This window comes from Micromonospora sp. CA-248260 (assembly GCF_050942205.1).
In the GTDB taxonomy this organism is placed as follows: domain Bacteria; phylum Actinomycetota; class Actinomycetes; order Mycobacteriales; family Micromonosporaceae; genus Micromonospora; species Micromonospora antibiotica.
Genome location: NZ_CP192021.1, coordinates 6,801,053 through 6,827,876 on the forward strand (window position 1 = coordinate 6,801,053; position 26,824 = coordinate 6,827,876).

Sequence of the window (26,824 nt, forward strand, 5' to 3'; positions counted from 1 at the left end):
GCGGCTTGGTCTGGCGATAGAACGACCTTGCCCCTACCAGCGGTCCTTGCGTCAGAACCGGCTTGCCGTACGCTGACCGCTACGTGTGCCCCGGGGGAGGTAGCTAATGGCGGCGGGTGTGAACTCAGCTTGGCTGGCCAGCGCGTTGCAGGAGTTCGGCCAGGCTTGCGCCGACAAGTTGTCGGGTCCAGGTGACGCTGAGGCGGCCATCCGTGCGCCGATTGAGGTTCTCCTTGCGGCAGTGGGGAAGCGTCTCGGCCTGAAAGTCGTGCCCCACGATGAGGTTCGAGACACGGAACGGGGTGTGCGCCCGGATTACGCCATCAGCGTGAATGGCGCAATAACTGGTTATGTCGAAGTGAAGCGACCCGGGAAGTCAATCGATCCGGGCTCTTTCAGAGGTCATGACCTGAATCAGTGGCTTCGCCAACGAGATCTACCGAACCTTATTTACACGAATGGCTCCGATTGGCGGCTGTGGCGAGATGGAGAACTCCTTGCGACCGTCACGCTTGAAGGTGGCCCTCTAGAGACAGCAGGCAACGGCCTTACGACGCCGGGGCAGGAATTCGAGCAGCTAGTTACCAACTTTTTGCGGTGGAGCCCTGCCCCTATCACCTCAGTCGGTGCACTCGTTCGCGCTATCGCGCCCCTTACACGCCTACTCAGGGGAGAAGTACTCGACCAGCTTTATGATGAGCGCAGACGGGTTGCGGCTGGTGACGAAAAGTGGACTCAGCCATTTCTTGGCCTGGCTTCCGACTGGCGCTCCCTTCTCTTTCCGCAAGCAGATGACGGCACCTTCGCGGATGGCTACGCCCAAACTGTGACGTTTGCACTTCTTTTGGCGCGCAGTGAAGGAATCTCACTGACCGATGGAAGCCTCCATGACGTCGGCACGCGCATGGCAGAAGAGCACTCCCTTATGGGCCGTGCGCTACAACTCTTGACAGACAATCTTGCAGGAGATTTCCGAGTCACGCTTGACCTCCTTACTCGGGTAATCAGCGCTGTCAACTGGGTGCGGGTAAGATCCGGCAGTCGTGACACATACCTCCATCTATACGAGAACTTCCTAGAGATCTATGATCCGGACCTACGCCAGAGGTCCGGCTCTTACTACACGCCGCGCGAGGTCGTCGCGGAAATGGTACGGCTGACTGAGAGCGTCCTCAAGACTCGGCTAGCTGAGAATTCTGGCTTTTCGTCTGATCGGGTGCGGACGGTTGATCCAGCCATGGGCACCGGGACCTATCTACATGAGGTCATAAGTCGCGTGGCCGATGTAGAGGGTCAGGAAGCCCTGCGGGATGGCCCGGGGGCAGTCAAGGGCGCGGTTCAGTCGGCAGTGCAGTCGCTGATACAACGGCTCATCGGCTTCGAGCTCCAGATGGGCCCTTATGCCGTAGCAGAGCTGCGGATAACGGATCTCCTCCGGAAGTTTGGTGCCGAGGGTTCGGCCAGTGGCATGAGAACATATGTAACTGACACCCTGGACGACCCATATGTCGATGTCGAGCAGCTCGGATCTGGCCTGGGCACCATTGCTGCGTCCCGCAAGAGAGCCAACGAAGTCAAGGCGGATGTGCCCGTTACCGTCGTGATCGGCAACCCTCCTTATCTTGATCGGGACCAGAGCCAGGGCGGCTGGGTGAGGTTTGGATCCGAAGGAAAGGCGAGTCGCAAGCGCGGCAGGGTCCTTCTTGACGATTTCCGAGCTAACGGCAACGGGCTTGCCGAGTTCCGCATGAATACCGCATACGTTTACTTCTGGCGCTGGGCTTGCTGGAAGGTATTCGATGCGCATGAGTCAGACAACCTGGGGGTTGTCTGCTTCATCACGCCGAACAGTTACACGCATGGCCCAGCCTTCAAGGGCATGCGCGAATACCTTCGGCGAAAGGCATCCGAGGGTTGGGTTATCAACGTTACGCCGGAAGGTATCAGGCCTGACGCCGCCACTCGCTTCTTCCCTGGGGTTGGTGCAACGCTGGCCATCGGGATCTTCGTTCGGGACGGCTCATCATCCAACGATGCCCCTGCCCGTATCCGCTACACCGAGGTATACGGCCGGAAGGAAGAAAAGTATGAGGCGCTAGCTCAGCTTGAGTTGGATGGTGGCGATTGGCGTGAAGCTCGAACCGGATGGCAAGATCCCTTTACGCCTGCCGCGGGCGGAGCTTGGGATTCATGGCCGGCGCTAGGTGATCTCTTTCCTTGGAATACGACCGGAATCCTGGCGAATCGAACCTGGATCTACTCGGCCGATCAAGAGGTCCTAGCGAAGCGATGGAACACGATCACGTCCGAGCCCGACCTCGAAGTGAAGCGTGAACTGTTCAAGGAAAGCCGTGATGCGAACCTTGTGAAGGTAAAGAAGTCATTGCCAGGGATCCGGGTGGAGTCTGGGCAGCGCCCATTCCGCGAAGAGCGAGGCCCGCTGCCGGTTCCGGTTCTCGTGGGATTTCGCTCCTTCGACCGGCAATGGATCATTCCAGATCACCGGTTAATCCACTCGGCTTCGACTGCACTCTGGGCGTCGCACTCAGAGAGCCAGGTCTTCGGGATTGAGCAACATTCGAAGAGCATCTCATCGGGGCCGGGCATCATTTTTACTGCACTAGTCCCTGAGGCCAACCACTTTAATAACCGAGGTGGCCGCGCTTTGCCAATGCTTCACCCGGATGGCTCGCTCAATGCGCCGCCGAGACTCCGGGAAAAGCTAAGCGAGGAACTAGGTCTGCCTATTGGCGAGTGGGACGTTGCTGCGTACATTGCAGGCGTTGTAAGCCACAGGGGATTTACGAGCCACTTCCAGGACGAACTTACTACCCCCGGCGTACGGGTTCCGGTTACTCGCGACGCGGAACTCTGGGGGAAGGCTGTCTCTCTCGGTAAGCAAGTTATCTGGCTCCACACCTATGGTGCCCGGTTCTGGGACGAAAACGAGGGGCGACCGAAGGGAAACGTACGGTTCCTCGCCGGAGACTCCCGGCAGCCCCTTAGCCTGGAGCCGGTGTCCCAAATGCCAGAGGCGATGATTTATGACGAGGAACGCCTTATCCTCTGCCTCGGCGAGGGGCGTTGGGGGCCAGTATTGCCCGCTGTTTGGAACTACGATGTCGGGGGCGTGAACGTCCTCTGGTCATGGTTCAACTACCGCAAGAGGAATCCGGGCGGCAAAAAGACAAGTCCTTTGGACTTTGTCCACGTTGAATCATGGCCTAATGAGTGGACCAGGGACCTGGTCGATCTCCTCACGGTATTGACACGGCTCGTCGAACTGGAGCCGGAACAGGAATCCTTGCTGACCAGGATCACTGGGACCGGCCTCTACACCGCCTCCGAACTCGCGGAGCTTGGGGTTCGGTGGCCCACCGTCAAGAAGCGAGATATGTCTCCGCGCTATGAGGGCAGCCTGATACAGGATGTATAGATCGGCCGGGCTCGGTTTCACCTCTGGTCTCGCCGTCTCAGTTGTCGTCTCGTTCGCCCACGTTCAGAGTTGTCCGGCCAGGTTCCGCCCCGCGCGGGCGCTGGGGCTCGGTACGGTCTGTGCGCTGGGCGAACGTGGGACAACAGACTTGGAAAGCGTGTTGGGATAAAACCCTCACGAGTTCGAATCTCGTATCCTCCGCTCGTCTGAGCAGCACCAACGCGAGGGTCGGCCCCGGTCGGGAACCGACCCTTCGTTGTTTCCTCCGACGCCCGGCCGAGCGTCCGCGTCCGCCGGTAGCACCCGGTCCCGCTGCGCTATGCCCGTGGCAGAACGGGCGTACCGTACCCCGCCCCGGTCTCTAGGGTCGGCGCAGGTGGGGTGGTGGGGTGCCGCCCGGTGAGGAGGCAGCCATGCGGATCGTCTTCGTGCACGGGGCGTGCGTACGCGACGGGGCGTGGTGGTGGTCCCGGATCGACGCGCTGCTCGCGGCCGGCGGGACGGCGAGCGTCGCGGTACGGCTACCGAGCTGCGGCGAGCTGCCGGACTCGCGCCGACCGTCGGGGCTGGACGACGACGTCGAGGAGACCCGTCGGGTCCTGCGCGACGCCGGGCCGGCGATCCTCGTCGCCCACTCCTACGGCGGGATGGTCGCCACTGCGGCGGCCGACGCCGGGGATGTCCGGCACCTCGTCTACGTCAGCTCCTTCCTGCCCGACGTGGGTGAGTCCCTGGCCGATCTCGGGCCCAGCGGACCCGCGCCCCACCTGGAGTTCTTCCCCGACGGCACGTTCGCGGCCCGGCCCGAACTGGTCCCGCCGCTGTTCCTGCACGACTGTGACGCGGCGACGGTGGAGGGCGCCATGGCCAGGTTGGTCCGGCAGGACGCCGCCGTGCTCACCACCCCTGCCCGGTACGCGGGCTGGCGGTCGACCCCGTCGACGGCGGTGGTGTGCGCCGGGGACCGGGCCACCCCGCCGGAGGTGCAGCGCGCCCAGGCGGCACGAGCGGGGCGGACTGTGGAACTGGCTACCGGGCACCACCCGATGCTCTCCCACCCGGAGCTGCTCGCCGCTCTGCTGCGGGAGATCGCCGTCGAACACGACTGACGACGTATGCGCGGGACGCATACCGTTCATCCTCCGCTCGTCTGAACAGCACCAGCGCGAGGGTCGGCCCTGATCGGGAGCCGACCTTTCGTCGCTTCCCGAAGCTGTGCCAGGACAGGGCGGGCAGGGGGGTTCAGGCCCGGGGCGTCGTCTTCACCCAGCCGAGGAAGCGCTGGTACGTGGCGATCGGGTCGGGCGGCTCGGGGCAGATCCGGGTGAGATCGGCCATCGCCTCCCGGAACAACTCGGCAAGGTCGACAGCGAGATTGACCCGCTCCCCCGCGTAGTCGGCGACCAGGTCGAGTCGAGCCCTCCCGCAGGGCCAGGGCAGCGCATCGGCCGTGCAGATCCAGAGGGGTTTGAGCGGTGCGTGTCTCTGCATCTCGCCTCCGAGGTGAGGGTCGGTCTTCACGGCACCCCGACCCGCCGGGAAGCTCCTCCAGCAGGCCAAGGGCCATCTCTACCTCACCCCACCCGGCATGCACTTGTCAATCAGCAAGTAGCGATAGTCAAGCTGACGCCGTGCTTACGGTCGAACGGTGAAGCGACCGCGCTTGTACGGACCGGGCGAACTGGCCGCCCTGTTCAACGTGTCGCGGCAACGGGTCCTACAGATCACCCGCCGACCCGGCTTCCCCGAACCACTCGCCCGCCTGATCGGCACCACGGTCTGGGACGCGGACGAGGTGGACGAGTGGGCACGCCACCACCGCCCGCCCCGCCCACCTGCGGAAGACGACGAGTAGTCACCCGACTCATCGGGCAGGGCATCCACCGGAGCCAGTGCTCCGGCACGCCTCCCGCCTCGAACCCCGGTACGGTGCGGGCAATCACGGCGGCCCCGGACCCGTCGTACACATGTGCTATCCACAGGGTGTGGACGGCGGGGGGATCGGATGAGTTACCAGCTCAGCGCGGTCGTCGCAGACGTCGAGCTGCTGCGCGAGCAGACCGCCGACCTGGATCACGCGGTGCTTGCCGCGCTCCGACAGGATTTCGCGCTGCTGCCGGTGACCCCGCAACTGGTCGAGGAGCTGACCGGCGGGCTGCCGGATTTCCATCCCGAGGAGCCGACCGCCGGGCAGCCGTTCGAGCTGGTGATCTCGCCGGCGCTGGGTGGGCTGCTGGACCGCTGGTCGCGGCGGGGGCCGGTGGCCTACCTGGAGGCGGAGTTCGCCGGTGGGCTCGGCCACCAGGCGTCGGCGGTCTGGTTGGGCGGCCGGTTGAGCTGGGGTCCGCGCTTCGACTCGACCTTCACGCTGCCGCGCGAGGAGTGGCCGATCAACGCGGCGCTGGCCCGCCTCGGCGTGGAGCCCGGCCGGTGGCTCGACCCGTTCGCCGAGCTGGGCCTGCACCTGGAGCGGAACACCGCCGGTTGGCTGACCCACGGCCGGCGCGGGCTGACCGCCGACTACTGGGACGAACTGGCCGAGGAATGGGAAGAGCAGCAATTCCCGCCCGACCAGCAACCTGAACGCCCCGGTCCCGTTGGGGACTGGGGGATTCTATGAAATTGCGACAATTTGCCGTCCTTGCGGCGTTACTGGTGGCTGCCTCGGCGTCGGGCAGCGGCACCCATCCATCGGGGCCCGACGTCCCGGCGCAGCCGATCGGGGCCAGTCAGGTGGTCGGGCTGCACGGGTTGGCCGGGGCCGAGTTCGGTGCCAGCGAGACGGAGCTGACCCGACGCGGGGTGCTGCGCGCCGGTGCCGACACCTGCGGTATGACGCTGGCCGGACACGGCACGGCCAGCCCGATCTTCGTCGACGACCGGCTGGTGCTGCTCTGGCTCGACGACCCGATGAGCACCCCGGAGGGGATCACCGTCGGCACCCCCGTCGCCGAGGTGTTGAGCCGCTACCCGTCATCCGTCCGGCTGCACGCGCCACCACGGACGTACCGGTTCGACGGGCTGCTGGCCCGCGACGGCGACCGGGGCTACCTCTTCCTGCACGACGGCACGGCCGTCCGGGAGATCATCGCCGGGTACGCCGACTGGGCCCGCCGCCTCTTCGACGAAGGCCACAGCCCCTGCTGAACTGCAACCGCGACGTGGATTGTCCGCGACCGGCCCCGATGGGACCATCTCCTGGCCACGCGGTCGGCGTCGGCAGCACACGGGGGATCGATGTCACGTACCGTCCTGTCCCGCCCGGTGATCCGGGCCGGGAAGTCACTGCCACGCCTCGCGCTGGCCGCCCTGCTCGTCCCGGCCCTGGCCGTCGGCCCGATCGCCGCAGGTGACGGGGCACCGACCCCGGCTGCGGCGGTCGGTACGTCAGACAGCGCGGCGACCCACCCGCCGGCACCCGCCACATCGGACCCGGGGTCGCCGGCCGCCACCGCCCGGAAGATGCCGGCCACCGGATCCGGCCGGAACACACCGGACCGGGACGTGCCGGTTCCCGCAGCCGAGCGGACCGCACCACAACTGGCGACGACCCCGGCCCCCGGTACGCAGGCCGCCGGGCTGAGCACCGGACAGCCACGTACCCGGTCCACCACCATCGTCCGGCCGGCCAAGCCACCCCGCTCCCGCTGCGGCGGCGTTCTGGCCCTCGGCAGGGTCTTCACCTGCACCGCGATCGTCGACCAGGCGCAGGACGTCTGGACCGTCACCACCACCGCCGACGATCTGCTGCTGATCCAGCTCGGGCGGGGCTCCGGGCCGGACTCCGTCGGCGGCCGGGTCGCCGATGCCGCAGGTCGCGAGTTGTGCCGGCTCGGCGTGGACGCGAACCGCTGTCGGGTCGGTGCCGCCGGGACCTACCGGATCACCCTGCGGTTGCCGTACTCGACCGGGCGGGGGAACTACACGATCGCGGCCGAGTCGACGCATACCCCGTCGAGCTGCGGGCAGTTGCCGGCGGACCTGTTCGACTTCGGGTCACCGGGAAGCACGGTGACACTGCCGGCCGGGGCGGCGGCCCGGTGCCACCTGTTCGACCAGCCGCGCGGCGCGCTGCTGCGGTTCGTCGACCCGGGCGGTCCGCGCGACATCCGTGGGCTGATCCTCGACGGGCAGTTCGGAACGCTCTGCGAGTTGAGCTACGGCGGCGGTGACTGCTGGCTCGAACGGCCGGGCCCCTACCGGCTGCTGAGCTGGGAACAGTACGGCAAGGAGGGCACCCACCTGGTCAAGGCGCGGCGACTGTCCGACCCGGCGGGCTGCCAGAGCCTGCCGCTCGCCCCGTACGGCGACCCGGGCAGCGCCGTGAACAGTGGCGTTACCCCGGCCGGCGAGACGACCTGCCACACCTTCAGCACCGACGCGGCCCGGCCGCTGCTCGTCCGCGCCGTCAGCCTCGACGCCACCAGCTTCGACTGGCAGGTGCTGGATGCCACGGGCGCTCAGGTCTGCGCCCGGGAGGGCATCCCGGTCTGCACCGTGCCGGCCGCCGGCCGGTACACCCTGCTGGTCAGCAGTCCCCTCTACGCCGACCGGCCTCACCGGTACGAGGTGGCGCTGAACCCGCTCGACCGGGCCGACGGATGCGCGCCGAACACCGGCTACACCCCCTGGGACCAACCGGCCCTCCAGGTACGCCAGCTCGCCCGGGTACAGACCGACTGCCATCCCTTCACCGGCCTGGCAGGTGAACGGGTCATCGTGTCCGGCGCACGCTGGACGATGGACAGCGGTGGCGAACGGATCTGCACTGAGCCTTCCGACCAGGTCGGCTGCGTGCTCCCGGCCGACGGCGACTACCGGGTGATCTCATACCGGGAGTGGACCGGGAACACCCCCGAGACGTACCCGCTGGCCATCAGGCGGATCTCCGACCCGGTGGGCTGCCCCACGGTCCGGCCCGGCAGCTACGGCACGGCACCCACCGGTGCCCCGGCCCCGGTCGCGTGCCGGATCCTGGACGTCCCGGCCGCCGGGGTCTACCGGGTGACCGCCCTGCACAGCGACAACGTGACCACGTTCGCCCGGGTCCTCGACACCGCCGGCCGGACGGTCTGCGCCCAGGTCCGCTGCCCGCTGCCCGCCGGCCGGCACACCCTGCTGGCCAGCAGGGACGCCACCAGCACCACCGAGTTCGCGGTGTCCCTGCTGCCGCTGCGGCCGACCGGGTGCACACCCGTCTCCGACGCCGGCTGGGCCGACGCGCCGTACCGGGGCCGGATCGACACCTCCGGCCAGATCGACTGCGTGGTCCTGCCCACCCCGTCCGGGGCGTCGATCGCCACGCTGCTGCCTGTCGACGCCGAGCTGAACGTCGACATCGTGGACGCGGACGGCGAGCCGGAGTGCAGCCTCTGGTGGTACACCTGGCACGGCTGCGTACTGGACGGCCCGGCACCGCACTCGGCGCTGCTCACCGGGCACACCTTCGTGACGCAGCTGGCGTACACGGTGGGCTTCGCCCGGACCGACGCGCCGGCCTGCCCGACGCTGCCCCGGGACACCACGGACACGACGGTGACCACCGGCCCGGACCGCCTCGCGGCCTGCTTCACCGTTCCGGCCGACCAGCACGCCGCCCGGCAGACCCTCACCTGGGCGCGCACCGCCGGCACCGGCCGGGCCCGGCTGACCGTCTTCGACCCGACGGGTCGGTCGACGTGCGGGACGGACCGCGCCGCCCAGGGCACTGTCACCTGCGCGCTGCCTCCCGGCCCGGTCACCGTGCTGCTGGGCACCGACGGCAACACCGCCACCTACCGAGTGGGTCAGCGGAACGCCGGCACGTCCTGACCGGGTCGCGGGCCGGCTCCGACCAGGGGCCGACCCGGTCCGGCAAACGCGGAACGCCCGGTGCGATCCTCACGGATCGCACCGGGCGTTCTCGCTTGTCACGAGCGGTGGCGGCGGGATTTGAACCCGCGGAGGGCGTAAACCCTCACACGCTTTCGAGGCGTGCTCCTTAGGCCACTCGGACACGCCACCGCCGACGAGGGTACAGGAACACCGGTTCGGATGCCGCACCGGTATCGCTCCGGCCGGCCTGGCAGGATCTTTGCCATGAGTACGCACATCGGCGCGAAGCCGGGCGAGATCGCCGAGCGGGTCCTGATGCCGGGCGACCCGCTGCGGGCCAAGTGGATCGCGGAGACCTACCTCGAGGACGCCACGTGCTACTCGACGGTGCGGGGCATGTTGGGCTTCACCGGGCGGTGGAACGGCGTCGAGGTCTCCGTCCAGGGTTCCGGCATGGGGATGCCGTCCGCCTCCATCTACGCCCACGAGCTGATCAACGAGTACGGCGCGAAGACCCTGATCCGGGTCGGCTCCTGCGGTGCGCTCACCGAGGACCTGCAACTGCGGGACGTGGTCGCGGCGATCGGGTCGTCGACCGACTCGAACATGAACCGGATGCGCTTCGACGGGTTGATCGACTACGCCCCGGTCGCCGACTTCGGGCTGCTGCGTACCTCGGTCGAGGTGGCCGAGCGGCGCGGCATCACCATGCACGTCGGGCCGATCCTCGCCGCCGACGCCTTCTACACCGACCGGCCGGACCTGTACGACACCCTCGCCGACTACGGCGTGCTGGCGGTGGAGATGGAGTCGGCCGCCCTCTACACGATCGCCGCCCGGTTCAAGGCCCGCGCCCTGACCCTGCTGACGGTCAGCGACCACATCAAGACCGGCGCGAAGACCACCGCCCAGGAGCGTGAGCAGACCTTCGGCCAGATGGTCGAGATCGCCCTGGACACCGCCGTCGCCTCCTGACCGCCGCCCCGACGGCTCCGGCTCGCAACGGGGCCGATGTTGGGGTGTCCCCGCCCCGGCGATACCGCAACATCGGCCCCGTCGTCCCAACCCAACCCGGCTCCGTCGACCCGACGCGGGGTCAGCGGAAGAAGGCGCGCAGGACGGCGGCGTTCTCGGTCTCCAGGACACCGGAGTAGACCTCGGGGCGGTGGTTGAGGCGGCGGTCGCGCAGGACGTCCCACAGCGACCCGGCGGCACCGGTCTTGGGCTCCCAGGCGCCGAAGACGACGGTCGAGATCCGGGCCAGCACCAGTGCGCCCGCGCACATCGTGCACGGCTCCAGGGTGACCACCAGCGTGCAGTCGTCGAGCCGCCACCGGCCCAACCGTGCGGCGGCCCGGCGCAACGCCAGCACCTCGGCGTGTGCGGTCGGGTCGCCGGTCAGCTCCCGTTCGTTGCGGCCGACGGCCAGTTCGGTGCCGTCCGGGCCGTAGACCACCGCCCCCACCGGCACGTCCCCCACCGCCCCGGCCGACTCCCCGGCACCAGGCGCACCAGGATCGGGCCCGGCGGAGCTGCTGGCGGGAAGGGGTGCCGGGCTGGTGGTGGCGATCTCCAGCGCGCGGCGCATCCACCGCTCGTGCCGCTGCCGGCGGCCGGCGGGACCGGGGTCGATCAGCGACGCCGGATCGTCGGCGTCGGGTGGCTGCGCGGGTCGGTCAGACCTCACGCAGCTCCTCGACCTCGTCGGCGCAGCCGAGCACCTGGCAGACCTCGGCGGTCACGTCGGCGGGGAGCATGCCCTCGTGGGCGCAGAGCTTGAGCAGACGTTGGGCGGAGATGCCCAGGTCAGCGAGGATGTCGGCGTCACCGACCGGGTCCGCTTCGGGGTCCACGACCGGTTGTTCGCTCTCCTCGTCGCCACTGGTGGTGGCCGACGGCGGTTCGTCGACGTCGTCGAGGCCGGTGACCGAGGTCTTGAGGTCGCCGACGAGCAACGCACCGAGGCGGGACTCCTCCGCGTACGCCGAGTCGGAACCGAAGACCCGCAGGTCCTCCCCCTCGTCGAGGCGCAGGAGCACCAGGTACGCGTCGTCGGCCTCGACGAAGAGCAACGACACGTCGGCGTCCGGTTCGACGTCGCGCAGCCGGTCGGCGACCTCGTCGATGTCGGTGGCACCCCGCAGGTTCACCTCGGCGGCGTTCCAGCCGCCCTCTTCGCGCACCACGGCAGCAGCGAAGTACGACATGGTTCCCCCAAAAAAGAACTCGGCACAGCCGACCGTTACGCGTGCACGTTAACCGGTCGGGTCGGCAGCCGGCCGCTCAACGCCCCGAAGGGCGGGCCGATCCGGGAAAAGTTCGTCAGCCGGCGACGCGGCGACGGGTGGCGATGAGTTGGCGTAGCCGCTCGGTGCGTTCCCGCTGCGGCCGTTCCCGCTGGCGTACCGCGCGGGCTCCCGCCAGCTCGGCGAGAATCTGGAGGCGGCGGCGGCTCCGCTCGGTGTCGAGCCGCGGGGTGTTCCAGGCCATACCGAAGAGCGTCCCCAGTCACAGCGGGTACGTCAAGATGGTGCGGCAAACGAAGCCGTGCAACGACGCAGAGTCACCACATCGGCCAGTCCGCGCTCGTCGCCCACCGCACCACGACGATCCCGAAGGCGATGCTCCAGCCGCCTGCGGTGACGATCGCGACGCCGGTGCCGACACCCCGGTCGCCGTAGCGGACCAGGGCCAGCGCGGCGAGCCAGGCGAGCGCACCGGCGATCACCGTCCACCAGGCGTAGCTGGCGACGTCCCGGCCGAGCAGGCCGAAGAGCACCAGCCAGGCGGCGGCTAGCGCGCCGCCCGAGGCCACGGCGGCGCCGGTGACCGGGTGCGGTTCCCGCCAGGTCGGTCGTCGGGGCGGCCCGGAGGGAAACAGACCCGAGGCGGCGTACGGGACGTGACCCCCGACGGGGCCGGGCTGGTGGTTCGTCGTCACTGCGCTCCCCCTGGCGGCCGGGACGGATCCCGCAGCATCCGGCCCCGGGGCTGCTGGCCGTAACGGGCCGGCCGGCCGCGTCGGGGAGCCGACGGGTGGCCACCCTGTCGGCCGGGTGCTGCTGGCGGTGCGACCTCCACGGTAGCCGTCTGTCAGGATGTCCGAATGTCCCTGCTCCGGCCCGACCGACGTCGCACCCGTCCGGCGTACCCCGCGCTGCTGGTCGTGGTGGCGGTGCTGGCCGGCTGCGGGACGGACCAGCCGGCCGCGCCCCCGGTCTGGGACGCTCCGACGGCGGTGGCGACGGGCGACCAGCCGGCGACGCCGACGGGCCCGGCCGGCACCCCCTCGGGCACCGGCGGCCCGACCGCGTCGCCGTCGGCCACCCCGGACCCGGCGGCCCTGCGCCGGGTCTTTCCGGTACGCGCGGGCAACGTCTCCTACCACCCGACGCACTCGGGTTACCCGGGCACCGACATCTTCGCCGACTGCGGTGAGCCGGTGGTGGCGGTGACCGACGGGACGGTCCTGGAGGTGAGCCGGGTGGACCGGTTCGACAAAAAGGGGCCGCTGGGGCCGTACAACGGTGGCCTGTCGGTGTCGTTGCTGGGCGACGACGGGGTGCGGTACTACGGGTCGCACCTGAGCGCGATCAGCGCGGGGATCGACGTGGGGGTCCGGGTGTCCGCCGGCCGGCAGCTCGGTGAGGTGGGCCGGACGGGGAACGCGAACAACGTCTGTCACCTGCACTTCGGGTTGTCGCCGAAGTGCACCGGGCACGACGACTGGTGGATCCGGCGGGGCGTGGTGTGGCCGGCGAAGTACCTGGACTCCTGGCGGGGCAAGGGCAACCGGTCACCGGTGGCGGCGGTGACCGCGTGGGAACGTGAGCACGGTTGCCCGCGCGCGCCGCGTGGCTCGTCCGGCGCGGGCTGACCAGCGTCGACTGTCGCGTCGTCGGTCGTACGCATTGACGTGGGTATTACTCGTCGGTTAACGTCCCGAGGTGAGAGAGCGCTCTCTCGAATCACTAACCTCCCGAATTCCGACGTACCGCGTGCAGGTGGTCGTTCCGGCGACCCCGCGCGGAGGAGGCACGATGACACCTCCCGTCCCCCGGCGCCGCGCCCCCTGGGTGCTCGCCGCCACCACCGCGCTGACCGTCCTCGTCGGCGGCCTCACCCTCACCACCGCCGGCACCCCCGCCGAGGCCGCCACCGTCGGCGCCGGCAGCTACACCACCGACCCGGTCGGCCCGCTGCCCACCGGCTGCGGCACCCTGTCCACCAACCCCCGCCAGTTCGCCACCGCCAACGCCCCCGCCGGGCCGGTGCCCACCAACGACTGGTGGTCGTCGCTGCTGTGGAAGAAGACGAACTGCTCCTACAGCGAACCGCTGCACGCCCACCCGGTGTCCTACCAGCCGTTCAGCGACGGGCTCGGCTTCTCGGCACCCTCGGCCGCCACCGTCAGCGGCACCGCGACCGGGGTGGGCGAGTTCAAGTACACCTACACCGAGGACATCCGGGTCGGCGTGGCCGCGCTCGGCGCACCGGTGGTCAAGGTCGACGACTGGTCCGACTGGACGGTCACCCCGTACTGGACTGACGGGTCGCGGACCCTGCGCGCCACCATCGGCCACGGACTGCCGTTCGCCTACTTCCAGGCCAGCGGCGGCGACGCCCAGATCAACCCGACCGGCGGCGCGGCCACCGTCTGGTCCAACAGCGGCGCCACCATCGGCTTCACCGTCCGGGGCCACGACTACGTCGGGTACGCCCCGACCGGAGCGACCTGGACCGTCGCCAACGGACGGATCAGCTCCACCCTGGCCGGCAAGGGTTACTTCTCGATCGCCCTGCTGCCGCCCACCGCCGACGCCACCGCCCGCGCCACCCTCGCCACCAGCTACGGCCGGTACGCCCACGCGCACGTCACCGGCACCCGGGTCGGCTACACCTACGACCCGGCGACCAGCGCGGTGAACACCACCTACTCGTTCACCACCACCGCCCGGGAGGGCACCGCCACCCAGACCGTGGTCAGCCTCTACCCGCACCAGTGGAAGGCGCTCGCCGGCAGCACCCCGCTCACCCAGACCTACCCGTCGGCGCGCGGCCGGATGAAGGTGCTGACCGGGGTGGCCTCCTTCCGAACCGCGATGAAGTTCCACGGGGTGCTGCCCGAGGTGCCCGCCGTGGCCACCGGCTCCGGCACCGACCTGGCCCAGCTCAAGGAGCAGCTCGCCGCCGTCCGGGGCAACCCGATGGACCAGCGCGGCGGCGACACCTACTGGACCGGCAAGGGCCTCGGCCGGGCCGCCCGGATCGCCGAGATCGCCGACCAGGTCGGCGACACCGAGACCCGCAACGCGGCGCTGGCCGCCATCCGCAGCACCCTGACCGACTGGTTCACCGCCACCCCGGGCAAGACCGCCAAGGTCTTCTACTACGACCGCAACTGGGGCACCCTGATCGGCTACCCGGCGTCGTACGGGTCCGACCAGGAACTCAACGACCACCACTTCCACTACGGGTACTTCATCGCGGCGGCGGCGACGCTCGCCAAGTTCGACCCGACGTGGGCCACCCAGAACCAGTACGGCGGCATGGTCGACCTGCTCATCCGGGACGCCAACAACTACCAGCGCTCCGACACCCGCTTCCCCTACCTGCGGGACTTCGACATCTACGCCGGGCACGACTGGGCCGCCGGGCACGGCTCGTTCAACGCCGGCAACAACCAGGAGTCCTCGTCGGAGGGGATGAACTTCGCCAACGCGCTGATCCAGTGGGGGCAGGCCACCGGCGACACCGCCGTCCGGGACGCGGGCGTGTTCATCTACACCACCCAGGCCGCCGCCATCGGAGAGTACTGGTTCGACGTCGACGACGAGAACTACCCGGCCGCGTTCGGGCACTCCACCGTCGGCATGGTCTGGGGCGACGGCGGGGCGTACGCGACCTGGTTCAGCGCCGAACCGGAGATGATCCAGGGCATCAACATGCTCCCCGTCACCGGCGGGCACCTCTACCTCGGCTACCGGCCGGCCTACAACCGGACCAACTACGCCGAACTGGTCCGCAACAACGGCGGCGAACCCACCGTGTGGCAGGACATCCACTGGCAGTTCCTCGCCCTCGGTGACCCGGACGCGGCACTGGCCAAGCTGCGCGCCAACCCCGGCTACACCCCGGAGGAGGGCGAGAGCCGGGCACACACCTTCCACTGGATCCGCAACCTCGCCGCGCTCGGCCAGGTCGACACCACGGTCACCGCCAGCCACCCGCTGGCCGCCGTGTTCAGCCGCAACGGCGCACGCACCTATGTGGCCAGCAACATCACCGCCGCGCCGCTGACCGTGCGGTTCTCCGACGGGACCAGTCTCACCGTGGCCGCCGGGAAGACCGCCACCACCGGGGCGTACACCTGGAGTGGTGGCAACGCGGCCGGCGGCACCAACCCGAGCCCCACGCCGACCACCTCCCCGACGACGTCGCCCACCCCGACGCCCACCCCGACCGGGCCGTCGCCGACGCCGACCAGCCCGACCCCGCCGCCGACCACCCCGCCGCCCGGCTCGCCGACCCGGTTCCTGCTGCCCGGTGGCGGCCTCGGCTCCGCCGGCAACGCGGCGACGACCACCGTCCCCGGCTCCGGGGGCGCGAACCACGACGGCACCCCCAGCAACCCGGTGGTGTTCACCGCGACCCGGCTCAACCTCGCCTACACCGGGGGCCAGACCGGGTTCGACCTGTTCCTCGACGCCGGCCAGTCGGTCGGCAACGGGGTGCAGGCCCGGGTCTCCTACGACCTGACCGGGGACGGCACCTTCGACCGGGTGGAGACCTACCGGTACTTCGCCACCGACCCGGTGCCCGGCTACGAGCACTACACGCAGAACGCCGGCCTGCACTCGGCCACCGGCACGCTGGGCAACCTCGCCGGCGGCACGGTCAAGGTGGAGATCTGGTCGGCGATCGGCGTCAACCCGTCCACCCTCGGCACCGGCAACCAGTCGGTGGTGAAGCTGCCGTACTCCTGATCCGGTCCCCGTTGTCCACACCCCGCGCCGCCGGTCGTCCCCCGACCGGCGGCGCGGGCGCGTAGGTTGCCATCCATGAGCGCCAGAGACCCCGTCGCCGACCTGCGTCGGATCGCGTTCCTGCTGGAACGCGCCAACGAGGCCACCTACCGGGTACGCGCGTTCCGCAGCGCGGCGACCGCCCTGGCCGCGCTGCCGGCGGCGGAGTTGGCCGAGCGGAACCGGGCCGCAACCCTCACCGACCTGCCCGGGGTCGGCGACGTCACCGCCCGCTGCGTCACCGAGTCGTTGGCCGGCGAGGAACCGGTCTACCTGCGCCGGCTGGTCGCCACCGAGGGCGTCGACCTCGACGAGGCGGCCGGCGCGTTGCGGGCCGCGCTGCGCGGCGACTGCCACACCCACTCGGACTGGTCCGACGGCGGGTCACCGATCGAGGAGATGGCGCTCGCCGCCGTCGAACTCGGCCACGAGTACGTGGTGCTGACCGACCACTCGCCCCGGCTCACGGTGGCCCGGGGCCTCACCGCCGACCGGCTGCGCCGGCAACTCGACCACGTGGCGGCGGTCAACGCGGCGCTGCCCGAGGGGTTCCGCATCCTCACCGGGATCGAGGTGGACATCCTCGCCGACGGCACCCTCGACCAGGACGAGGAGCTGCTGGCCCGGCTCGACGTGGTGGTCGGCTCGGTGCACAGCGGGCTACGCGACGAGCGGGCCCGGATGACCCGCCGGATGCTCACCGCGATCGCCAACCCACACCTGGACATCCTCGGCCACTGCACCGGGCGGATGGTGTCGTCCCGGCCCGCCGGGGTGACCGGGCCGGGTGACAAGGGGCACCGGGCCCGGACCCGCGCCGAGAGCGACTTCGACGCGGACGCGGTCTTCGCCGCCTGCGCCGAACACGACGTGGCCGTCGAGATCAACTCCCGGCCGGAGCGGCAGGACCCACCGAAGCGGCTGATCCGCCGCGCCCTGGAGGCCGGCTGCCGGTTCGCCATCGACACCGACGCGCACGCCCCCGGGCAGCTCGACTGGCAGCGGTACGGCTGCGAACGGGCGGCGCTGTGCGGCGTACCCGCCGACCGGGTGGTCAACACCTGGCCGGCGGACCGCCTGCTCGACTGGGCCCGTAGCCGCGCCTGACCCGGCACCCACCGCGAGCCCGCCGGGCCGCGCCAGGAACCCCGACGGCCCCGCCTCGTTGATCGACCGGAGGTGGCGTGGTTGAGATCGTCGACGGGCAGTACGGGACCGGTGCCGCAGCTGCCCGGTGGTTGGACCGTACGGCGGGCGGAGCGGCACCTGCCGGTCGGCGCGCTGGCCGGCACCCGACACGAGTGCGTCGACGGCCGGCTGGTGGTCACCCCGTTCCCGCCCGCTGTCGAGAGTGTCGCGACGGCCACCCTGGCCAGCGCCTTCGTCCCGGCGGCCGAGGCGACGGGGCGGCACGTGCTCGGCCGGGTCAACCTGACCTTCACCGCGTCCTGCTGGATCCAGCCGGACGTCACCGTCCTGCACACCCTGCCGGCCGGCGACGAGCAGGAACGCTGGGTGCCGGCGACCCTGTGCACGATGGCGGTGGAGTTCGTCCGGCGCGGCACCCGACGCGACCCGGTCGACCGGTTACGCCGCTGCGCGGCCGCCGGGGTGCCCTGGTTCCTCCGGGTGGAGCTGGACCGGCGGCCCCACCGGATGACCGCGACCCTGCTCCGCCGGGAGGACGGCGGCTACCCGGTCGTCGGCCGGGCGGTCGGCCACCAGCGGCTACGTACCCGGTTGCCCTTCCCGATCGACTTCGCTCCGGGCCGCCTGCTGCCCCGCCCCTGACCGGCGGTCGCCGCAACCCGACAGCCGGGTCCGGCAAACGCGCTCGACAACCGGACCCGCTGGTCACGTAGGGTCGCAGCGTGGGACGAATCGATGACCTCGCGAACCGGTACGTGGCTGACTGGGCGCCACTGAGCCCGACCGGTGCCACCTATGTCGGCATCGCCGGCTACGACGACCAACTCGACGACCTCTCGCCCGCAGGCTACGAGGCACGGGCCGAGCTGACCCGGCGCACCCTCGCCGACCTGGACGTGACCGAGCCGGAGTCCGAGGCGGAACGGACCGCCAAGGAGGCGATGCAGGAGCGCCTGGGGCTGGAGCTGGCCCGGCACGACGCGGGTGAGATCACCAGCGAGGTGAACGTCATCGCCAGTGGCCTGCACGAGATCCGGATGGTCTTCGACCTGATGCCCACCGAGGGTGAGCAGGGCCGGGCCGCCGTCGCCGCGCGGCTCAACCGCTTCGCCGCCACGTTGGAGGGTTACAAGACCACGCTGCGTGAGGCCGCCGCCGCCGGGCGGGTCAGCTCCAAGGTGCAGCTGACCGAGGTGGCCAAGCAGTGCGACATCTGGACCGACCCGCACGGCGACAACTTCTTCCACGGGCTGGTGCAGCGGCTGGACGCCGACGGCACGCTCGGTGCCGAGCTGCGCCGGGGCGCTGCGGCGGCAACCGCGGCCACCGTCGAGTTCGGCCAGTTCCTGCGCACCGAGCTGGTCCCGCGCGGGCGGGACAAGCAGGCCGCCGGCCGGGAACGCTACGAGCTGGCCTCGCAGTACTTCCTCGGCGCGAAGGTCGACCTGGACGAGACGTACGCCTGGGGTTTCGCGGAGCTGGCCCGGTTGGAGGCCGAGATGCGGACGGTGTCCGGCCGGATCGCCGGCCGGGGCGCGACCATCGACGAGGCGGTGGCCGTGCTGGACGCCGACCCGGCCCGGACCATCCAGGGCAAGGAGGCGTTCCGGGACTGGATGCAGGCGCTGGCCGACAAGGCGATCGGTGAGCTGCACGGCACCCACTTCGACATCCCCGAGCAGGTCCGCCGGATCGAGTGCTGCCTCGCCCCGACCAGCGACGGGGCGATCTACTACACCGGGCCGAGCGAGGACTTCTCCCGCCCGGGGCGGATGTGGTGGGCGGTGCCGCAGGGCGTCACCGACTTCTCCACCTGGCGCGAGGTGACCACGGTCTACCACGAGGGTGTTCCCGGGCACCACCTCCAGGTCGCGCAGACCGCCGTCCGGGCGGAGCTGCTCAACCGCTGGCAGCGGCTGCTGTGCTGGGTCTCCGGCCACGGCGAGGGCTGGGCGCTCTACTCGGAGCGGCTGATGGACGAGCTGGGCTACCTGGAGGACCCGGGTGACAAGCTCGGCATGCTCGACGGGCAGGCGTTCCGGGCGGCCCGGGTGATCATCGACATCGGGATGCACCTGGAGCTGGAGATCCCCCGGGACAACCCGTTCGGCTTCCACCCGGGCGAACGGTGGACGCCGGAGCTGGGCTGGGAGTTCATGCGTTCGCACTGCCGGGTGCCGGAGGAGAACCTCCGCTTCGAGCTGAACCGCTACCTGGGCTGGCCGGGGCAGGCACCGTCGTACAAGGTGGGCGAGCGGATCTGGCTCCAGGCCCGGGAGGACGCGAAGGCCCGCAAGGGTGCCGACTTCGACCTCAAGGAGTTCCACCGGCAGGCGCTCGACCTGGGCGCGCTCGGGCTCGATCCGCTGCGCCGGGCGCTGGCCCGCCTCTGAACCGCGCGCACCGGGCGCTGGCCCGCCTCTGAGCTGCACGCACCGGGCGCTGGCCGGCGTCGAACCGCGCCGCCGGCCAGGTGGGGACGCCCAGCGGGTGAGACGGATGGTCGGGGGCGGGCGAGGGCCCGCCCCCGACGCACCGTGGGGGTGGAGTAAGGCTCAGGAGAGGCTCGACGCCAGCGCCGGTCGGGCGGTCAGCGTGTCGGAGTCGACGAACGCCAGGTCGATCGATTCTGCACGGATTCCTCCTCGGGCTGGTGCCGACCCGGCGGGCGGGCCGGAAACCCGACCCGCCCGCCGACAGGTGATCAGCTCAGCGCTTGCCGACCTCGTCCTCGGCCCGCCAGTTCGTCGACGCGGGTGGGATCTCGTCGCTGAGCGGGCCGCCCTGGCGCACCGCAGCCGGCTGCTCGACCCTGGTCGACGCGTCCCGCACCGACCCCCCGGTCGGAGCCCCGTCCGGCCGACGCCGCGCCTCGGCCACCGGCGCGCGCCGCCCGGAGACCATCAGCCAGAGCCCCAGCAGCAGCAGAACGGCACCCAGGGCGGCCAGCCCGATCGGCAGGGTACGACCGATCAGCTGGAGCTTGTCCCGGGTCACGCCGGCCGACTTCACGCTGTTGGCGATGGTGGCCTCGTCATAGACGAAGTCCGCGTCCAGCAGGGTCACCGGGCTGCCCTGGTTGGGCACGAAGTTCTTGCGTTGCTGCTCGCGTACCTTGACGAAGTTGCCGCTGACCGGCTCGATCCAGATCGTCCGGGTGTTGCTGTAGGTGACCTTTCCGGTGGTCGCGCCCGGGGCCAGCGCACCGGCCAGCGCGGTCAGCGAGCCCGCCGGGGTGACCAGGTCACTCTCCGGGATCTGCTGCACGTACCGGTACGCCTCGGTGCCGTTGATCTGCTCGGTGCCGTCGAAGGCGATCGGCAGCCCCTTGCGCAGGTCCCGGTCGAAGAAGGTGTGGTCCCTGCGCTCGGCACGGAACGGGAACTTGTAGGTCTGCCCGGCGAAGGTCACCGAGTCGTCGGTGCCGCCCGGACCGTCGGTGTCCAGGTACTGCTTGTCCCAGTCCCGGGCGGCGGCGCTCACCCGGTCCAGGGCGAACTCGGCCGCGTACTTACTGACGTCCGAGCCGTTGTCGGTGCGTACGACGGTGCCGTAGACGTCCCAGACGACCGCCTCGCCCCGCAGGTCACCGGTCATCTCCTTCTCGGTCGTCGCCGCCTGCGGCACCACCTCGGTGGTGGCCTTGAGCTGACCGGTCTGGATCGTCGGCTTCCCGTTGAGCACCTGCATGTAGGTGGCGTTCTCGGCGATCGCGACGCTCGCCCGCAGGCAACCGTCCGGCTTGCCGTCCGCGTTGCAGAACGTCAGGTCGTACGGCAGCTTCGTCACCGACGGCGCCACGTAGTACGCCGTTCCCGCGGCGACCGCGAGCGACAGCACGCCGATGCCGAACAGCGCGGCACCCAGGCGAGTCTTCACTGGTCCTCCCCTAACAAGACGGTCAGCCGGTTACCGGCGGAAGATCGAGAATGTAAAACTTGGCCGCACGTTACTCCCGAGTCACATAGGCCCGCGACCCTCTGGACGGTTGATGTCTGCCCCGATTCCCGATCAGGTCCTGCGGCGGCTGCCCGCGCTCGACGCCGTCCGGGTGATCGGAGCACTCGCCGTGGTGGGGCACCACGTCGGTTTCGCCACCGGGCGCAACACCGGCGACACCGCCGTCGGGGCCTGGCTGTCCCGGCTCGACGTGGGGGTCGCGGTCTTCTTCGTCCTCTCCGGTTTCCTGCTGTTCCGGCCGTACGCGCACGCGCGGGCGACGGGTCAGCAGCCCCCGGGCACCGGCCGCTACCTGTGGCGGCGGGCCACCCGGATCCTGCCCGCCTACTGGGTGGCGGTGGTGGTCTGCCTGCTGGTGCTGCCGCAGAACCGGCCGGCGTCGACAGGTGACTGGCTGCGGCACCTCACGCTGACCCAGATCTACCAGCACGGTCAGCTCCGGCACGGGATCAGCCAGACCTGGAGCCTGGCCACCGAGGTCACGTTCTATCTGCTGCTGCCGGTGCTGGCGGTCCTCCTGCTCGGCCGGCGACGGCCGACACCGGGCCCGCCGGCGTCGGCCCACCCGGACGGGGTGCTGCGGATCGCAGTGGCCGCGACGGTGGTGACCGGGGGCTGGGTGGCGTTGATGGGTACGGGCGTACTCAGCCTCGGCCTGCACACCATGTGGCTGCCCTCGTACGCCGGCTGGTTCGGTGCCGGGATGGCCCTGGCCGGCGCGCAGGTCGCGTTGCGCACCGGCCGGGGCGTGCGCTGGCGCTTCCTGGACGACCTGGGCCGGGCCCCGCTGGCCTGCTGGACGATCGCCCTGGGCGCGTTGGCCGTCGCCACCACCCCGGTCACCGGCCCCCGGGACCTGGCCGAGCCGACCGCCGGCCAGTTCACCACCAAGCTGGTGCTCTACCTGGTGGTCGCGGTGCTGCTGATCGTGCCGGTGGCGTTCGGGCCGCAGACCCGCACCAAGGGCGTCTTCGACAGCATCGTCGGCCGGTGGTTGGGCCGGGTGTCGTACGGGCTGTTCCTCTGGCACCCGTTGGTGCTGGAGGGGATCTACCTGGTCGACGGCCGGCCGGAGTTCACCGGTGACCCGCTCGGCACGTTCATCCTCACCGTCGCCGGTGGGCTGGTCCTCGCGGCGGTCAGCTACTACGCGGTGGAGCGCCCCTTCCAGCGCTGGGGTGGGCGGTGGCCGCGTCGGCGCAGCACCAGCGAGAGCCAGAGCAGGGTGGCGGTGGCGACCGCGGCCAACTGAGGCAGCCAGGCGGTGTGCCCACCCCGGGTCGCCGCCCACCAGCCGGCCACGGCGAAACACGCCACCGGCAGCCAGCGCACGGTCGCCCGGCGCAGCCGGTGCATACCCCGCCGGTCCGGCGGGTGCAGGTGCGGCTCCAGGGCCCGCCCGGCCAGCACCACGACCACCACCGCCAGTGCCACCCCGACCGCCGCCGGCCCGCCGAACAGCAGCAACGCCCCACCACCGACGAGCGCGGCGAGCACCCGTCCGCGCCTGCGCCGCACCACCGCCACCATCCCCGGGGTACGCCGTGCCGGCAGCACCGCCAGCAGGGCGACCCCGGTCAGCAGCACCGCCCCGGCCCCGAGCGCCGCCACGTACCCCCGGTCCGGGGCGAAGTGGAGCGTCACCGCACCGGCGACGTCGGCCGGCACCAGCCAGCCCTGCTGCCAGCCGTCCACCACGAACGGGGTGAGGGTCCGGCCAGCGGCGGTGGCCACCCAACCCGCGTTGGCGTTCTCCCGCAGCGCCAGCACCCGCTGGCCGGGGTAGCTCTCCAGGCGCAGCACCCGCCGGGTGGCCGACCACTCGTCGACCCGCAGCACCGTCCGGGTCGCCCCGGGTTGTCGGGGTCCGTTCGTCGCGTCGCCGGCCCCGGGTGCCGCCGTACTGCCACCGTCCGTGCCGGCGATCCCCGACCCGCCGGTTGTCGCCGGGCGGGCGGAGGTCCCGCCGGCTGGGGCGTCCGTCGGGGTGAGGGCGAGCAGGGTGGGTACGGTCAGCCGGGTCCCCGCCGCCACCACCCGGTTCTCCCCGGCGGTCAGCCGCAGCGGCGTCTTCGCGGCCGGACCGCAGAGCACCGCCGGCACCTCGCGCAGTTCCACCAGGTCCCGTCGGCTGGCGACCAGCGCGGTCCGGCGTTGCCCACCGGCCACGGTCACCGTCGGGCCGGTGCCGCAGGGCAGGGTCACCCGCCTCGCGGGGTCCGCCGGGCTGGCCGGGCCGTCCGGCAGCACGGTCAGCTCACCCACCCCCACCGGCAGGCCCTGCGTCACCCGCCCGTACGGGTCGTACGACGCCACCGGCACCACGTCGGCGATCAGCACGGTCAGGTCGTCGCTGCGCATCGGCCGGTCGAACAGCAGCGTGCCGCCCTCGTCGAGCACCCCGCCGCGCATCCCCTCGTCGCCGAGCACGGTGACCCGCCAGGGGCGGGCCGCCGCCGCACCGGGTGGCAGGGCGATCCGCAGCCCGGTGACGGTACGCGCCTTCGGCCAGGTCAACCGCAGCCATGGTTGCCGGTCGGCGTCGGCGGCGTACCAGATGGTCGCGGGGTTCCCGTCGACCACCGCGCCGGGGCGGGCGGTCGGGTGGGACACGCCGACGGTCGAGGCGGCCACGGTCGGGGTGACCCCGGTGGTGACCGCCGCCGCCCCACCGGGGTCGAGCAGCGCGTTGAGCGCCCCGCCGGGCCGGGGCCGGGCCCACAGTGCGACCCGGTAGTCCGTGCCGGTCGGCAGCTGCACGGTGCGGTCGATCCGGTCGCTGTCCTCGGAGGCGCGGGCCATCGCCCCGGCGCAGAGCGGCCGGCCCTCGTCGAAGACGCACGCCGGGGTGGCCGGGGCGGCGCCGAACACCATCGTGGCCGGCCGGTCGGTGGCCGGTGGGGCCGGCACCACCAGGGTCCGGGCGGCCTCGACACCGGGGATGACGAGTTCGGCGATGCCCACCCCACCGAAGCCGGCCCGGACGTCGAAGACCTCCTCGACGGTGACCCGGACGAACCGGGTGGGGTAGCCGTCGGGCAGGGTCACCTCGACGCTCTGCCCGGCGGTCTGCACGGTGGCCTGCTGCCGGCCGGCGGTCACGGTGATCCTGGTGGGCAGCGAATCGGCCCCGGTGTCGAAGGTGATCCGCACCTGCCGCACGACCTGCGGCCGGTCCAGCTCCACCTCGAACCACTGCCCCGGCGCGCGGGTCCCCGGGGCGGACCGCCACGACGTGCTCAGGTCACCGTCGACCGCCGCGTACGGCTGGTGTTCGGGGCGGCCACCGCCCAGCGGCTGCGCCTGCGACCAGGAGCTGGACGCGGACACCCCGCCGATGCCGAGGTAGCGCACCACGGTGGACTCCCCCTCGGCCCACGGCGGCAGGTAGTCCCGGGCCGGGGCGTCGAGCTGGGGGCGGTCCCGGGCGGTCATGGTGGCCGAGGCGTTGTCGTGCTGCTGCCCGAAGGCCACCTCCCGGCGGCGCAACCCGTCGGTGAGCGTCACCTGTGACGCGGCCAGCCCGGCCGGGCGGTCCCCGGCGAGCACGGTCGGCGCGGCGGAGAGCCGGCCGGCGGCGGCCAGCGGCAGCAGCGACTCGGGGCCGCCGACGACAGTGGTCAGGTCGGCGGCGTCGTACGCGACGACCTGGTCGACGGCGCGGCGGACCTCGTACACCTCCAGGGCCCGGACCCCGACGTCCAGTCCCCGGTCGACGACGTTGCCGGGCAGCCGACCTCCACCGACCTCGGGGCCGAACCCACGCACCGGTTCGATGCCTGGGGAACGCAGCAGCGCCTGCCGGACCACCACCGGCCGGACGGCGCCGCTGTGGCCGTAGTCGAGGTCGGAGCGCAGCAGCAGGTACTTCACCCCGGAGCGGGCGAGCAGGTCGGCGAGGCCGGCGGAGCCCTGCCCGTCGGCCAGCGCCGACTCGACGGTGTCCAGCAGCCGGATGGTGCCGGGCGGGGTGAGCGGCACCGAGCTGCGCACCGCCCACGGCCGGTTCGACAACGGCTGGGTGATCTCGTCGCTGGGGCTGCCCCACAGGTAGCGGGGGAAGCGGGCGGCGGGCACCACCAGCACCCGGTCGTCGCCGACGGCCCGGTCCAGCCAGTTCGACGCCTGCTGCCAGTAGCCGGGTACCCCGGTGAAGCTGCCCGGGGCGGCCAGCCCGCCGCCGAGCGCGGGCGCGGCCACCGCGGCGACCGCGACCAGGGCGGTGCCGGTGACCAGGCCGGCGCGCAGCCGCACCGGCTGGAGCGGCCGGGGCAGCAGAGCGGCCAGTTCGGGCCGGTCGCCGGTGCGGGCGGCCCGCAGCACCAGCCCGACCAGGTGGGCCAGGCCGAGGATGAGCGGCAGCCGGAGCACCACGTCGAACTTGTGCACGTTGCGCAGCGGTGCGCCCGCCGCGTCGAGGAAGGTCCGCTGGGTCTGTGCGCCGAACCCGTCGAGCTGGCCGAGGTGCCCGAGCCCGACCAGGGCCAGCCCGACCAGCAGGCCGGTGACCAGGAACCGCCGGTGCGGCATGCCCCGGCGGGCCAGCCCGGCGATGCCCAGCCCGGCGACCACCAGCCCGGCGACCACCAGGGGTCGTTCGGTGGCGAGCCGCCAACCCGCCGTCCACGGCGGCCCGTACGCGCCGTTGAGGTAGGCGTGCCAGTGCGAGGCGCCCCGCAGCACGGTGGTGGCGTCGGTGGGGGTGGTGGTCACCGGCGCGGTCTCGATGTAGTCGAGGAAGGGCGGGCTGTACCGGCCGAGCAGCAACAACGGCACCAGCCACCAGGCGGTCGCCGCGCCCACCGCGAGCCCCCAGGCGAACAGCGCCTTCACCCGCAGACGCAGCGGATGCAGGCCGAGCAGCCAGAGCGCGGCCAGCGGCACCACGGCCAGCACGGCGGTCGCGTTGACCCCACCGGCGCACGCCACCACCAGGGCCGACCTGGTGACCGCCCGGCGCAGCGGCACCCCGTCGGCCAGCCCGACCAGCGGGACGAGCACCCACGGCGCGAGCGCACTGGGCCACGCCTCCACCGAGATCGGGCCGAGTTCGGTGAGCAGCCGGGGGGAGAGCGCGAAGGCGGCCCCGGCGAGCAACCGGGCCCACGGGGTGCCGACGTGCAGCCGCTCGGCGAGCCGGACGACGCCGACGCAGGCCACCGTCAGCAGCAACGCCCACCACAGCCGCTGCACCACCCAGGCCGGTACGGCGAGCAGCTTGCCGAGCAGGAAGAACGGCCCCATCGGCCAGAGGTAGCCGTACGCCTGATTCTGCAACTGCCCGAAGGTGCCGTCGGGGTCCCAGACGTGCAGGGCCCGGGTCAGCCATCCGGCCGGATCGATGGCCAGGTCGACCTTGGTGTCGATGGCGATCAGGCCGGGGTCCTGGAGGAAGGCCAGTGCGGACAAAGCCAGACACACCGCAACCAACCGCACACGC

General features: G+C 71.3%; 20 protein-coding genes and 1 tRNA gene. 13 read left to right on the forward strand and 8 right to left on the reverse strand.

Features of this window, described 5'->3' with window-relative positions:
- Positions 1-118 precede the first annotated feature (118 nt).
- Positions 119-3,436 (forward strand): type ISP restriction/modification enzyme, encoded by a 3,318-nt coding sequence (locus tag ACQP2H_RS29650; RefSeq protein WP_219465142.1) that lies wholly within the window; start codon positions 119-121, stop codon positions 3,434-3,436.
- Between the two features lie 413 nt (positions 3,437-3,849).
- Positions 3,850-4,545, forward strand: a complete 696-nt coding sequence (locus ACQP2H_RS29655) for an alpha/beta hydrolase (RefSeq protein WP_219465144.1) — start codon at positions 3,850-3,852, stop codon at positions 4,543-4,545.
- A gap of 133 nt (positions 4,546-4,678) precedes the next feature.
- On the opposite strand, the gene ACQP2H_RS29660 is transcribed toward ACQP2H_RS29655, so the two are convergent.
- Positions 4,679-4,927, reverse strand: coding sequence for a flavin reductase (locus tag ACQP2H_RS29660; RefSeq protein WP_219465146.1), 249 nt, complete (start codon positions 4,925-4,927; stop codon positions 4,679-4,681).
- 157 nt (positions 4,928-5,084) lie between these two features.
- On the opposite strand from ACQP2H_RS29660, the gene ACQP2H_RS29665 reads away from it, so the two are divergent.
- The 4 genes from ACQP2H_RS29665 to ACQP2H_RS29680 all read left to right on the forward strand — a co-directional run bounded on the left by ACQP2H_RS29665 (position 5,085) and on the right by ACQP2H_RS29680 (position 9,247).
- Positions 5,085-5,291 (forward strand): helix-turn-helix transcriptional regulator, encoded by a 207-nt coding sequence (locus ACQP2H_RS29665; protein WP_088646531.1) that lies wholly within the window; start codon positions 5,085-5,087, stop codon positions 5,289-5,291.
- A 150-nt stretch (positions 5,292-5,441) separates the two neighbouring features.
- A complete protein-coding gene (locus tag ACQP2H_RS29670; RefSeq protein ID WP_219465147.1) occupies positions 5,442-6,056 on the forward strand; it encodes a hypothetical protein in 615 nt (204 codons plus the stop codon).
- 32 nt (positions 6,057-6,088) lie between these two features.
- Complete coding sequence (locus ACQP2H_RS29675; protein WP_374197584.1) at positions 6,089-6,583, forward strand: hypothetical protein; 495 nt, start codon at positions 6,089-6,091, stop codon at positions 6,581-6,583.
- A 90-nt stretch (positions 6,584-6,673) separates the two neighbouring features.
- Complete coding sequence (locus ACQP2H_RS29680) at positions 6,674-9,247, forward strand: hypothetical protein (RefSeq protein ID WP_219465149.1); 2,574 nt, start codon at positions 6,674-6,676, stop codon at positions 9,245-9,247.
- A 105-nt stretch (positions 9,248-9,352) separates the two neighbouring features.
- Here the strand turns inward: ACQP2H_RS29680 and ACQP2H_RS29685 are convergent.
- A tRNA-Ser gene (locus ACQP2H_RS29685) sits at positions 9,353-9,439 on the reverse strand.
- Between the two features lie 75 nt (positions 9,440-9,514).
- Here ACQP2H_RS29685 and deoD point away from each other — a divergent pair.
- Positions 9,515-10,225 carry a purine-nucleoside phosphorylase gene (gene deoD, locus ACQP2H_RS29690; protein ID WP_433229724.1) on the forward strand — a complete coding sequence of 237 codons (711 nt, stop codon included), beginning with the start codon at positions 9,515-9,517 and terminating at the stop codon, positions 10,223-10,225.
- 121 nt (positions 10,226-10,346) lie between these two features.
- On the opposite strand, the gene ACQP2H_RS29695 is transcribed toward deoD, so the two are convergent.
- The 4 genes from ACQP2H_RS29695 to ACQP2H_RS29710 all read right to left on the reverse strand — a co-directional run bounded on the left by ACQP2H_RS29695 (position 10,347) and on the right by ACQP2H_RS29710 (position 12,191).
- Positions 10,347-10,937 carry a nucleoside deaminase gene (locus tag ACQP2H_RS29695; protein ID WP_433229727.1) on the reverse strand — a complete coding sequence of 197 codons (591 nt, stop codon included), beginning with the start codon at positions 10,935-10,937 and terminating at the stop codon, positions 10,347-10,349.
- Positions 10,927-11,457, reverse strand: coding sequence for a tRNA adenosine deaminase-associated protein (locus ACQP2H_RS29700; protein WP_208570818.1), 531 nt, complete (start codon positions 11,455-11,457; stop codon positions 10,927-10,929). The genes ACQP2H_RS29695 and ACQP2H_RS29700 overlap by 11 nt, the downstream gene beginning before the upstream one ends.
- A 115-nt stretch (positions 11,458-11,572) precedes the next feature.
- Entirely contained in the window at positions 11,573-11,740 is a 168-nt protein-coding gene (locus ACQP2H_RS29705; protein ID WP_208570817.1) for a hypothetical protein, read from the reverse strand.
- Positions 11,741-11,813: 73 nt separating this feature from the next.
- Positions 11,814-12,191 (reverse strand): hypothetical protein, encoded by a 378-nt coding sequence (locus tag ACQP2H_RS29710; protein ID WP_208570816.1) that lies wholly within the window; start codon positions 12,189-12,191, stop codon positions 11,814-11,816.
- Positions 12,192-12,356: 165 nt separating this feature from the next.
- Between ACQP2H_RS29710 and ACQP2H_RS29715 the strand changes: the two genes are divergently transcribed.
- The 5 genes from ACQP2H_RS29715 (at position 12,357) to ACQP2H_RS29735 (ending at position 19,817) form a co-directional block, all read left to right on the forward strand.
- A complete protein-coding gene (locus tag ACQP2H_RS29715) occupies positions 12,357-13,127 on the forward strand; it encodes a M23 family metallopeptidase (protein WP_357536585.1) in 771 nt (256 codons plus the stop codon).
- A 163-nt stretch (positions 13,128-13,290) separates the two neighbouring features.
- Positions 13,291-16,236 (forward strand): glycosyl hydrolase, encoded by a 2,946-nt coding sequence (locus ACQP2H_RS29720; protein ID WP_433229731.1) that lies wholly within the window; start codon positions 13,291-13,293, stop codon positions 16,234-16,236.
- Positions 16,237-16,311: 75 nt separating this feature from the next.
- Positions 16,312-17,382, forward strand: a complete 1,071-nt coding sequence (locus tag ACQP2H_RS29725) for a PHP domain-containing protein (protein ID WP_433229734.1) — start codon at positions 16,312-16,314, stop codon at positions 17,380-17,382.
- 81 nt (positions 17,383-17,463) lie between these two features.
- Positions 17,464-18,066, forward strand: coding sequence for a Uma2 family endonuclease (locus ACQP2H_RS29730; RefSeq protein ID WP_433229737.1), 603 nt, complete (start codon positions 17,464-17,466; stop codon positions 18,064-18,066).
- A gap of 80 nt (positions 18,067-18,146) precedes the next feature.
- The gene (locus ACQP2H_RS29735; protein ID WP_363823860.1) at positions 18,147-19,817 is read left to right on the forward strand and encodes a DUF885 domain-containing protein; all 1,671 of its coding nucleotides are present in this window, start codon (positions 18,147-18,149) and stop codon (positions 19,815-19,817) included.
- A gap of 316 nt (positions 19,818-20,133) precedes the next feature.
- Here the strand turns inward: ACQP2H_RS29735 and ACQP2H_RS29740 are convergent, their stop codons facing one another.
- Positions 20,134-21,303, reverse strand: coding sequence for a DUF3068 domain-containing protein (locus tag ACQP2H_RS29740; protein WP_363823859.1), 1,170 nt, complete (start codon positions 21,301-21,303; stop codon positions 20,134-20,136).
- A 112-nt stretch (positions 21,304-21,415) separates the two neighbouring features.
- On the opposite strand from ACQP2H_RS29740, the gene ACQP2H_RS29745 reads away from it, so the two are divergent.
- Positions 21,416-22,636, forward strand: a complete 1,221-nt coding sequence (locus ACQP2H_RS29745; RefSeq protein WP_363823858.1) for an acyltransferase family protein — start codon at positions 21,416-21,418, stop codon at positions 22,634-22,636.
- Here the strand turns inward: ACQP2H_RS29745 and ACQP2H_RS29750 are convergent.
- Positions 22,531-26,793 carry an alpha-(1->3)-arabinofuranosyltransferase domain-containing protein gene (locus tag ACQP2H_RS29750; RefSeq protein WP_433229742.1) on the reverse strand — a complete coding sequence of 1,421 codons (4,263 nt, stop codon included), beginning with the start codon at positions 26,791-26,793 and terminating at the stop codon, positions 22,531-22,533. The genes ACQP2H_RS29745 and ACQP2H_RS29750 overlap by 106 nt on opposite strands.
- Between the last annotated feature and the right edge of the window lie 31 nt (positions 26,794-26,824).

Bases quoted from the DNA above. Each gene is read 5' to 3' on its own strand.
- ACQP2H_RS29655 (WP_219465144.1), top strand. From the start codon at position 3,850: ATGCGGATCGTCTTCGTGCACGGGGCGTGCGTACGCGACGGGGCGTGG.
- ACQP2H_RS29660 (WP_219465146.1), bottom strand. From the start codon at position 4,927: ATGCAGAGACACGCACCGCTCAAACCCCTCTGGATCTGCACGGCCGAT.
- ACQP2H_RS29670 (WP_219465147.1), top strand. From the start codon at position 5,442: ATGAGTTACCAGCTCAGCGCGGTCGTCGCAGACGTCGAGCTGCTGCGC.
- ACQP2H_RS29680 (WP_219465149.1), top strand. From the start codon at position 6,674: ATGTCACGTACCGTCCTGTCCCGCCCGGTGATCCGGGCCGGGAAGTCA.
- deoD (WP_433229724.1), top strand. From the start codon at position 9,515: ATGAGTACGCACATCGGCGCGAAGCCGGGCGAGATCGCCGAGCGGGTC.
- ACQP2H_RS29700 (WP_208570818.1), bottom strand. From the start codon at position 11,457: ATGTCGTACTTCGCTGCTGCCGTGGTGCGCGAAGAGGGCGGCTGGAAC.
- ACQP2H_RS29705 (WP_208570817.1), bottom strand. From the start codon at position 11,740: ATGGCCTGGAACACCCCGCGGCTCGACACCGAGCGGAGCCGCCGCCGC.
- ACQP2H_RS29715 (WP_357536585.1), top strand. From the start codon at position 12,357: ATGTCCCTGCTCCGGCCCGACCGACGTCGCACCCGTCCGGCGTACCCC.
- ACQP2H_RS29720 (WP_433229731.1), top strand. From the start codon at position 13,291: ATGACACCTCCCGTCCCCCGGCGCCGCGCCCCCTGGGTGCTCGCCGCC.
- ACQP2H_RS29725 (WP_433229734.1), top strand. From the start codon at position 16,312: ATGAGCGCCAGAGACCCCGTCGCCGACCTGCGTCGGATCGCGTTCCTG.
- ACQP2H_RS29745 (WP_363823858.1), top strand. From the start codon at position 21,416: ATGTCTGCCCCGATTCCCGATCAGGTCCTGCGGCGGCTGCCCGCGCTC.